Raw genomic sequence first — 9899 nt, 5'->3', positions numbered from 1 at the left:
ATCCATGGGAGTCAGACTGCGAGTGATAAGATCCGTAGTCAAGAGGGAAACAGCCCAGACCACCAGCTAAGGTCCCAAAGTATACGTTAAGTGGAAAAGGATGTGGAGTTGCTTAGACAACCAGGATGTTGGCTTAGAAGCAGCCACCATTTAAAGAGTGCGTAATAGCTCACTGGTCGAGTGACTCCGCGCCGAAAATGTACCGGGGCTAAACGTGTCACCGAAGCTGTGGATTGACATCTTCCGATGTCAGTGGTAGGAGAGCGTTCTAAGGGCGTTGAAGCCAGACCGCAAGGACTGGTGGAGCGCTTAGAAGTGAGAATGCCGGTATGAGTAGCGAAAGATGGGTGAGAATCCCATCCACCGAATGCCTAAGGTTTCCTGAGGAAGGCTCGTCCGCTCAGGGTTAGTCGGGACCTAAGCCGAGGCTGAAAAGCGTAGGCGATGGACAACAGGTTGATATTCCTGTACCACCTCTTTACCGTTTGAGCAATGGGGGGACGCAGGAGGATAGGGTAAGCACGCTGCTGGATTAGCGTGTCCAAGCAGTTAGGCCGGTAACGAGGCAAATCCCGTTACCACATAGGCTGAGCTGTGACGGCGAGGGAAATTTAGTACCGAAGTTCCTGATTCCACACTGCCAAGAAAAGCCTCTAGCGAGGGAAAAGGTGCCCGTACCGCAAACCGACACAGGTAGGCGAGGAGAGAATCCTAAGGTGAGCGAGAGAACTCTCGTTAAGGAACTCGGCAAAATGACCCCGTAACTTCGGGAGAAGGGGTGCTCATTAGGGTGAATAGCCCTGATGAGCCGCAGTGAATAGGCCCAGGCGACTGTTTAGCAAAAACACAGGTCTCTGCGAAGCCGCAAGGCGAAGTATAGGGGCTGACGCCTGCCCGGTGCTGGAAGGTTAAGAGGAGAGGTTAGCGCAAGCGAAGCTTTGAATCGAAGCCCCAGTAAACGGCGGCCGTAACTATAACGGTCCTAAGGTAGCGAAATTCCTTGTCGGGTAAGTTCCGACCCGCACGAAAGGCGTAACGATCTGGGCACTGTCTCAACGAGAGACTCGGTGAAATTATAGTACCTGTGAAGATGCAGGTTACCCGCGACAGGACGGAAAGACCCCGTGGAGCTTTACTGTAGCCTGATATTGAATTTTGGTACAGCTTGTACAGGATAGGTAGGAGCCTGAGAAGCCGGAGCGCCAGCTTCGGTGGAGGCGTCGGTGGGATACTACCCTGGCTGTATTGAAATTCTAACCCGCGCCCCTTATCGGGGCGGGAGACAGTGTCAGGTGGGCAGTTTGACTGGGGCGGTCGCCTCCTAAAAAGTAACGGAGGCGCCCAAAGGTTCCCTCAGAATGGTTGGAAATCATTCGCAGAGTGTAAAGGCACAAGGGAGCTTGACTGCGAGACCTACAAGTCGAGCAGGGACGAAAGTCGGGCTTAGTGATCCGGTGGTTCCGCATGGAAGGGCCATCGCTCAACGGATAAAAGCTACCCCGGGGATAACAGGCTTATCTCCCCCAAGAGTCCACATCGACGGGGAGGTTTGGCACCTCGATGTCGGCTCATCGCATCCTGGGGCTGTAGTCGGTCCCAAGGGTTGGGCTGTTCGCCCATTAAAGCGGTACGCGAGCTGGGTTCAGAACGTCGTGAGACAGTTCGGTCCCTATCCGTCGTGGGCGCAGGAAATTTGAGAGGAGCTGTCCTTAGTACGAGAGGACCGGGATGGACGCACCGCTGGTGTACCAGTTGTCTTGCCAAAGGCATCGCTGGGTAGCTATGTGCGGAAGGGATAAGTGCTGAAAGCATCTAAGCATGAAGCCCCCCTCGAGATGAGATTTCCCATAGCGTCAAGCTAGTAAGATCCCTGAAAGATGATCAGGTTGATAGGTCAGAGGTGGAAGCGTGGCGACATGTGGAGCTGACTGATACTAATCGATCGAGGACTTAACCAAAACGAAAAGCGGAGGCGACTGTTCAACTTCGAGAGACGTTGGAGAGCCGGCCATTCAAATCCTGGTTTTGGGATTTGGAGGGACGGATCGAAACGGCCGAGAAGTTAGGAGCCGAAGCTAGACAAGTCATTGGTGAATACTCGGCAAATGCTTCTTCATGCATTATCTAGTTTTGAGGGAACGAAGTTTCTTCAACCAAATAGTCCGGTGGCGATAGCGAGAAGGTCACACCCGTTCCCATACCGAACACGGAAGTTAAGCTTCTCAGCGCCGATGGTAGTTGGGGGCTGTCCCCCTGTGAGAGTAGGACGCTGCCGGGCGTATATTATGGAGGATTAGCTCAGCTGGGAGAGCATCTGCCTTACAAGCAGAGGGTCGGCGGTTCGATCCCGTCATCCTCCACCATACAACTTGCCGGTGTAGCTCAATTGGTAGAGCAACTGACTTGTAATCAGTAGGTTGGGGGTTCAAGTCCTCTCGCCGGCACCATTTCAACGAGCCATTAGCTCAGTCGGTAGAGCAGATTGCAGCATCAGTGAATTTCTTCATCTGAATAGCAATCTGTGACAAAGCGTTTAGCTTTGGAACATCTGACTGCACATAACAGGCTTTAGGAATTCTCATAAAATTATGAGCCATTAGCTCAGTCGGTAGAGCATCTGACTTTTAATCAGAGGGTCGAAGGTTCGAGTCCTTCATGGCTCACCATTTTAATTTCATATTGCGGGTGTGGCGGAATTGGCAGACGCACCAGACTTAGGATCTGGCGCCGCAAGGCGTGGGGGTTCGACTCCCTTCACCCGCACCATTCTTTAAGCGGAAGTAGTTCAGTGGTAGAACATCACCTTGCCAAGGTGGGGGTCGCGGGTTCGAATCCCGTCTTCCGCTCCATTTTTATGCCGGGGTGGCGGAACTGGCAGACGCACAGGACTTAAAATCCTGCGGTAGGTGACTACCGTACCGGTTCGATTCCGGTCCTCGGCACCATTTTAATTTTATATTGCGCCCGTAGCTCAATTGGATAGAGCGTTTGACTACGGATCAAAAGGTTAGGGGTTCGACTCCTCTCGGGCGCGCCATATTACGGGGAGTAGCTCAGCTTGGTAGAGCACTTGGTTTGGGACCAAGGGGTCGCAGGTTCGAATCCTGTCTTCCCGACCATTAATATTGGGGCCTTAGCTCAGCTGGGAGAGCGCCTGCTTTGCACGCAGGAGGTCAGCGGTTCGATCCCGCTAGGCTCCACCAAAAAAACTTTCAAAAAAAGTTATTGACTCAGGTGTTTAAACCTGATAAGATAATAAAGTCGCCTCAAGCGGCGGATTGATCTTTGAAAACTGAACGAACAAAAACGTCAACGTTAATTCTTTAGTCTTTTTTGAAAAGACAACTTATGAGCTTAATCAACTCTTATATGGAGAGTTTGATCCTGGCTCAGGACGAACGCTGGCGGCGTGCCTAATACATGCAAGTCGAGCGGACAGATGGGAGCTTGCTCCCTGAAGTCAGCGGCGGACGGGTGAGTAACACGTGGGCAACCTGCCTGTAAGACTGGGATAACTCCGGGAAACCGGGGCTAATACCGGATAATTCTTTCCCTCACATGAGGGAAAGCTGAAAGATGGTTTCGGCTATCACTTACAGATGGGCCCGCGGCGCATTAGCTAGTTGGTGAGGTAACGGCTCACCAAGGCAACGATGCGTAGCCGACCTGAGAGGGTGATCGGCCACACTGGGACTGAGACACGGCCCAGACTCCTACGGGAGGCAGCAGTAGGGAATCTTCCGCAATGGACGAAAGTCTGACGGAGCAACGCCGCGTGAGTGATGAAGGTTTTCGGATCGTAAAACTCTGTTGTTAGGGAAGAACAAGTACCGGAGTAACTGCCGGTACCTTGACGGTACCTAACCAGAAAGCCACGGCTAACTACGTGCCAGCAGCCGCGGTAATACGTAGGTGGCAAGCGTTGTCCGGAATTATTGGGCGTAAAGCGCGCGCAGGCGGTTCCTTAAGTCTGATGTGAAAGCCCCCGGCTCAACCGGGGAGGGTCATTGGAAACTGGGGAACTTGAGTGCAGAAGAGAAGAGTGGAATTCCACGTGTAGCGGTGAAATGCGTAGAGATGTGGAGGAACACCAGTGGCGAAGGCGACTCTTTGGTCTGTAACTGACGCTGAGGCGCGAAAGCGTGGGGAGCAAACAGGATTAGATACCCTGGTAGTCCACGCCGTAAACGATGAGTGCTAAGTGTTAGAGGGTTTCCGCCCTTTAGTGCTGCAGCAAACGCATTAAGCACTCCGCCTGGGGAGTACGGCCGCAAGGCTGAAACTCAAAGGAATTGACGGGGGCCCGCACAAGCGGTGGAGCATGTGGTTTAATTCGAAGCAACGCGAAGAACCTTACCAGGTCTTGACATCTCCTGACAACCCTAGAGATAGGGCGTTCCCCTTCGGGGGACAGGATGACAGGTGGTGCATGGTTGTCGTCAGCTCGTGTCGTGAGATGTTGGGTTAAGTCCCGCAACGAGCGCAACCCTTGATCTTAGTTGCCAGCATTCAGTTGGGCACTCTAAGGTGACTGCCGGTGACAAACCGGAGGAAGGTGGGGATGACGTCAAATCATCATGCCCCTTATGACCTGGGCTACACACGTGCTACAATGGATGGTACAAAGGGCTGCGAGACCGCGAGGTTAAGCGAATCCCATAAAACCATTCTCAGTTCGGATTGCAGGCTGCAACTCGCCTGCATGAAGCCGGAATCGCTAGTAATCGCGGATCAGCATGCCGCGGTGAATACGTTCCCGGGCCTTGTACACACCGCCCGTCACACCACGAGAGTTTGTAACACCCGAAGTCGGTGGGGTAACCTTTTGGAGCCAGCCGCCTAAGGTGGGACAGATGATTGGGGTGAAGTCGTAACAAGGTAGCCGTATCGGAAGGTGCGGCTGGATCACCTCCTTTCTAAGGATATTTACATGAAACGTGACGTGTTTTGTTCGTTCAGTTTTGAGAGTTCAATCTCTCAATGAAAGATTCGTTCTTTGAAAACTAGATAATGTTAATGAAGAAGCAATAACCGAGTAATCGCCATCTTAGTTTTTTTCTATTATTTTTGTTTTAAAACGAAGTAAGAGCACAAACCATGAGGGCAATGAGAAGCAAGAAGATCAAGGAAGCGACCGAACGAGCACCGGAGCGTACGAGAGTACGTGAGGAGCACAGTGACGGAGCTGACGCAGAGATTCGCCGCTTATCATTGGCCGAAGTAGGTTAAGTTAGAAAGGGCGCACGGTGAATGCCTTGGCACTAGGAGCCGATGAAGGACGGTACTAACACCGATATGCTTCGGGGAGCTGTAAGTAAGCTTTGATCCGGAGATTTCCGAATGGGGAAACCCCCTATCCGTAATGGGATAGGATCTTTACCTGAATACATAGGGTATAGAAGGCAGACCCGGGGAACTGAAACATCTAAGTACCCGGAGGAAGAGAAAGCAAACGCGATTCCCTGAGTAGCGGCGAGCGAAACGGGATTAGCCCAAACCAAGAGGCTTGCCTCTTGGGGTTGTAGGACACTCTACACGGAGTTACAAAGGAACGAGGTAAATGAACAGGTCTGGAAAGGCCGGCCAGAGAAGGTAAAAGCCCTGTAGTTGAAACTTCGTTCCCTCCAGAGTGGATCCTGAGTACGGCGGGACACGAGAAATCCCGTCGGAAGCAGGGAGGACCATCTCCCAAGGCTAAATACTCCCTAGTGACCGATAGTGAACCAGTACCGTGAGGGAAAGGTGAAAAGCACCCCGGAAGGGGAGTGAAAGAGATCCTGAAACCGTGTGCCTACAAGTAGTTAGAGCCCGTTAATGGGTGATAGCGTGCCTTTTGTAGAATGAACCGGCGAGTTACGATTACATGCGAGGTTAAGTTGATGAGACGGAGCCGCAGCGAAAGCGAGTCTGAATAGGGCGAATGAGTATGTGGTCGTAGACCCGAAACCAGGTGATCTACCCATGTCCAGGGTGAAGTCCAGGTAACACTGGATGGAGGCCCGAACCCACGCACGTTGAAAAGTGCGGGGATGAGGTGTGGGTAGCGGAGAAATTCCAATCGAACTTGGAGATAGCTGGTTCTCTCCGAAATAGCTTTAGGGCTAGCCTCATGTAGTAAGAGTCTTGGAGGTAGAGCACTGTTTGGACTAGGGGCCCCCATCGGGTTACCGAATTCAGACAAACTCCGAATGCCAAAGACTTATCCATGGGAGTCAGACTGCGAGTGATAAGATCCGTAGTCAAGAGGGAAACAGCCCAGACCACCAGCTAAGGTCCCAAAGTATACGTTAAGTGGAAAAGGATGTGGAGTTGCTTAGACAACCAGGATGTTGGCTTAGAAGCAGCCACCATTTAAAGAGTGCGTAATAGCTCACTGGTCGAGTGACTCCGCGCCGAAAATGTACCGGGGCTAAACGTGTCACCGAAGCTGTGGATTGACATCTTCCGATGTCAGTGGTAGGAGAGCGTTCTAAGGGCGTTGAAGCCAGACCGCAAGGACTGGTGGAGCGCTTAGAAGTGAGAATGCCGGTATGAGTAGCGAAAGATGGGTGAGAATCCCATCCACCGAATGCCTAAGGTTTCCTGAGGAAGGCTCGTCCGCTCAGGGTTAGTCGGGACCTAAGCCGAGGCTGAAAAGCGTAGGCGATGGACAACAGGTTGATATTCCTGTACCACCTCTTTACCGTTTGAGCAATGGGGGGACGCAGGAGGATAGGGTAAGCACGCTGCTGGATTAGCGTGTCCAAGCAGTTAGGCCGGTAACGAGGCAAATCCCGTTACCACATAGGCTGAGCTGTGACGGCGAGGGAAATTTAGTACCGAAGTTCCTGATTCCACACTGCCAAGAAAAGCCTCTAGCGAGGGAAAAGGTGCCCGTACCGCAAACCGACACAGGTAGGCGAGGAGAGAATCCTAAGGTGAGCGAGAGAACTCTCGTTAAGGAACTCGGCAAAATGACCCCGTAACTTCGGGAGAAGGGGTGCTCATTAGGGTGAATAGCCCTGATGAGCCGCAGTGAATAGGCCCAGGCGACTGTTTAGCAAAAACACAGGTCTCTGCGAAGCCGCAAGGCGAAGTATAGGGGCTGACGCCTGCCCGGTGCTGGAAGGTTAAGAGGAGAGGTTAGCGCAAGCGAAGCTTTGAATCGAAGCCCCAGTAAACGGCGGCCGTAACTATAACGGTCCTAAGGTAGCGAAATTCCTTGTCGGGTAAGTTCCGACCCGCACGAAAGGCGTAACGATCTGGGCACTGTCTCAACGAGAGACTCGGTGAAATTATAGTACCTGTGAAGATGCAGGTTACCCGCGACAGGACGGAAAGACCCCGTGGAGCTTTACTGTAGCCTGATATTGAATTTTGGTACAGCTTGTACAGGATAGGTAGGAGCCTGAGAAGCCGGAGCGCCAGCTTCGGTGGAGGCGTCGGTGGGATACTACCCTGGCTGTATTGAAATTCTAACCCGCGCCCCTTATCGGGGCGGGAGACAGTGTCAGGTGGGCAGTTTGACTGGGGCGGTCGCCTCCTAAAAAGTAACGGAGGCGCCCAAAGGTTCCCTCAGAATGGTTGGAAATCATTCGCAGAGTGTAAAGGCACAAGGGAGCTTGACTGCGAGACCTACAAGTCGAGCAGGGACGAAAGTCGGGCTTAGTGATCCGGTGGTTCCGCATGGAAGGGCCATCGCTCAACGGATAAAAGCTACCCCGGGGATAACAGGCTTATCTCCCCCAAGAGTCCACATCGACGGGGAGGTTTGGCACCTCGATGTCGGCTCATCGCATCCTGGGGCTGTAGTCGGTCCCAAGGGTTGGGCTGTTCGCCCATTAAAGCGGTACGCGAGCTGGGTTCAGAACGTCGTGAGACAGTTCGGTCCCTATCCGTCGTGGGCGCAGGAAATTTGAGAGGAGCTGTCCTTAGTACGAGAGGACCGGGATGGACGCACCGCTGGTGTACCAGTTGTCTTGCCAAAGGCATCGCTGGGTAGCTATGTGCGGAAGGGATAAGTGCTGAAAGCATCTAAGCATGAAGCCCCCCTCGAGATGAGATTTCCCATAGCGTCAAGCTAGTAAGATCCCTGAAAGATGATCAGGTTGATAGGTCAGAGGTGGAAGCGTGGCGACATGTGGAGCTGACTGATACTAATCGATCGAGGACTTAACCAAGTCATTGGTGAATACTCGGCAAATACTTCTTCATACATTATCTAGTTTTGAGGGAACGAAGTTTCTTCAACCAAATAGTCCGGTGGCGATAGCGAGAAGGTCACACCCGTTCCCATACCGAACACGGAAGTTAAGCTTCTCAGCGCCGATGGTAGTTGGGGGCTGTCCCCCTGTGAGAGTAGGACGCTGCCGGGCATATGAAAGAGCACCTGATGGGTGCTCTTTTTTGTATGTCTGGAGATTTATTGAATACAAATTTCTTATTTGGACTCTGCTTTTTAGTGGGAAATTGGGCTAAATGTGAGTTTACTTCATAAAGCTCAATTCATGCTAGATAAAAGTATCGCTAACTGCATCGCAGCTTCATAGAATCCAGAATCAGGGCATTCAGCAGGTTCATTCAGCCATTCTGCAGGATTCCATCTCTCTATTCCGACCGAACATCAAGCCAGGACAGCTAACCATATCATCTGTCCATCTGGCAATCAAGCGCAAAACACTTCCCAGCCTCCAAAAAAACTTCTCCCATCCAAGCACAAACCCGCCCAATCAAAAATATATTGTTATCGACATTAACTTCCATTTTCAGGTTTGGGAAGTCAAAAAATGGGGGAAAATTATTAATACCCGCCAATTGCAAGAAATTACATAAATCATGTATAATTAATGTCAAATATAGTCAAAGTCAGATAGGGGGAGGCCTGGTGAGGAATATATCCGACATAATTGAAAATTATCTAAAACAGGTTTTAGAGAAGAGCGAAAGGGAAATCGTGGAAATTAAAAGAAGTGAAATTGCTGATAAGTTCCAGTGTGTTCCTTCTCAGATCAATTATGTGATCAACACCCGTTTCACGATTGAGAAAGGCTATGCAGTAGAAAGTAAGCGGGGAGGCGGGGGCTTCATCCGGATTATGAAAGTCCAGTCCTATGACCATGCTGATTTAATTGACCAGTTAATTTCATTGGTTCAAAGCAGGATTGCCCAGAGCAGTGCAGAGAATGTCATTTACCGTCTGGTAGAAGAAGAGATTATAACACATAGGGAAGCTAAAATAATGCTTAGTGTTATAGACCGCTCTGTTCTGTATATTGATCTTCCATTCAGGGATGAGCTGAGGGCAAGAATGCTTAAGGCAATGTTAACCACTTTGAAATATAAATAGTAGTGAGCTGGAGAGGTGACGTCATGATTTGTCAGGAATGTAACCAAAGGCCGGCCACGCTGCACTTTACAAAGGTTGTAAATGGCGAGAAAGCAGAGTTTCATCTTTGCGAGAAATGCGCACAGGAAAAAGGTGAAATGTTTATGCTGGGCAGCGGGTCTGGTTTTTCAATAAACAACTTGCTTGCTGGTCTTCTGAATATTCAGCCTGCCTTTCAGGAATCGGGCCAGGATGCTTTTCAGCAGGAGAAAGTCCTGCAGTGTGAGCAATGTTCCCTCACCTTTCAGCAGTTTATTAAAGTAGGCCGCTTTGGATGCGCCAACTGCTATGAGACCTTTAAAGATCAATTGAACCCAATTCTTAGAAGGCTACACAGCGGGAATTTCTCACACAGCGGAAAAATTCCTGCGCGAATCGGGGGAACCATTCACTTGCGAAGGAATATTGATGATTTAAAAAACAATTTAAAAGAAATGATTGCCAAAGAAGAGTTTGAAAGAGCGGCAGAATTGAGGGACGAAATAAGGAAATTGGAAAAGCAGCTCAATGCCGATCAAAAGGGAGGGGAGTAAGC

General features: G+C 50.9%; 3 protein-coding genes, 9 tRNA genes and 5 rRNA genes (1 of these 17 only partly in view). All 17 read left to right on the top strand.

What is annotated here, in order from left to right; all coding sequences use genetic code 11:
- A 23S ribosomal RNA gene (locus MKY20_RS03485) occupies positions 1 to 1958 on the top strand; it begins 978 nt to the left of the window's first position.
- Positions 1959 to 2161: 203 nt separating this feature from the next.
- Positions 2162 to 2278: ribosomal RNA gene (rrf, locus tag MKY20_RS03480) — 5S ribosomal RNA — on the top strand.
- Between the two features lie 9 nt (positions 2279 to 2287).
- Positions 2288 to 2363: transfer RNA gene (locus MKY20_RS03475), tRNA-Val, on the top strand.
- Positions 2364 to 2371: 8 nt separating this feature from the next.
- A tRNA-Thr gene (locus MKY20_RS03470) sits at positions 2372 to 2447 on the top strand.
- A 143-nt stretch (positions 2448 to 2590) separates the two neighbouring features.
- Positions 2591 to 2666, top strand: a tRNA-Lys gene (locus tag MKY20_RS03465).
- Positions 2667 to 2681: 15 nt separating this feature from the next.
- A tRNA-Leu gene (locus tag MKY20_RS03460) sits at positions 2682 to 2766 on the top strand.
- Between the two features lie 8 nt (positions 2767 to 2774).
- Positions 2775 to 2849, top strand: a tRNA-Gly gene (locus tag MKY20_RS03455).
- Positions 2850 to 2856: 7 nt separating this feature from the next.
- Positions 2857 to 2945, top strand: a tRNA-Leu gene (locus tag MKY20_RS03450).
- A 15-nt stretch (positions 2946 to 2960) separates the two neighbouring features.
- A tRNA-Arg gene (locus tag MKY20_RS03445) sits at positions 2961 to 3037 on the top strand.
- Positions 3038 to 3042: 5 nt separating this feature from the next.
- Positions 3043 to 3119, top strand: a tRNA-Pro gene (locus MKY20_RS03440).
- Between the two features lie 8 nt (positions 3120 to 3127).
- Positions 3128 to 3203 (top strand) — tRNA-Ala (locus MKY20_RS03435).
- A gap of 163 nt (positions 3204 to 3366) precedes the next feature.
- Positions 3367 to 4916, top strand: a 16S ribosomal RNA gene (locus MKY20_RS03430).
- A gap of 181 nt (positions 4917 to 5097) precedes the next feature.
- Positions 5098 to 5229, top strand: a complete 132-nt coding sequence (locus tag MKY20_RS03425) for a hypothetical protein (protein WP_258760818.1) — start codon at positions 5098 to 5100, stop codon at positions 5227 to 5229.
- Positions 5224 to 8159 (top strand): 23S ribosomal RNA (locus MKY20_RS03420). The genes MKY20_RS03425 and MKY20_RS03420 overlap by 6 nt, the downstream gene beginning before the upstream one ends.
- 78 nt (positions 8160 to 8237) lie before the next feature.
- Positions 8238 to 8354: ribosomal RNA gene (rrf, locus tag MKY20_RS03415) — 5S ribosomal RNA — on the top strand.
- The 16S, 23S and 5S rRNA genes sit together here with 9 tRNA genes alongside, the layout of an rRNA operon.
- Before the next feature lie 509 nt (positions 8355 to 8863).
- Positions 8864 to 9325 (top strand): CtsR family transcriptional regulator, encoded by a 462-nt coding sequence (locus MKY20_RS03410; protein ID WP_009336509.1) that lies wholly within the window; start codon positions 8864 to 8866, stop codon positions 9323 to 9325.
- A 23-nt stretch (positions 9326 to 9348) separates the two neighbouring features.
- A complete protein-coding gene (locus tag MKY20_RS03405; RefSeq protein WP_009336510.1) occupies positions 9349 to 9897 on the top strand; it encodes a UvrB/UvrC motif-containing protein in 549 nt (182 codons plus the stop codon).
- Positions 9898 to 9899 lie beyond the last annotated feature (2 nt).

The sequence above is a fragment of the Cytobacillus sp. FSL W8-0315 genome (assembly GCF_038002905.1).
Classification (GTDB): domain Bacteria; phylum Bacillota; class Bacilli; order Bacillales; family Cytobacillaceae; genus Cytobacillus; species Cytobacillus pseudoceanisediminis.
Note: the sequence above shows the minus strand (reverse complement) of the source record. Positions and strands in the feature narration are given on the sequence as shown.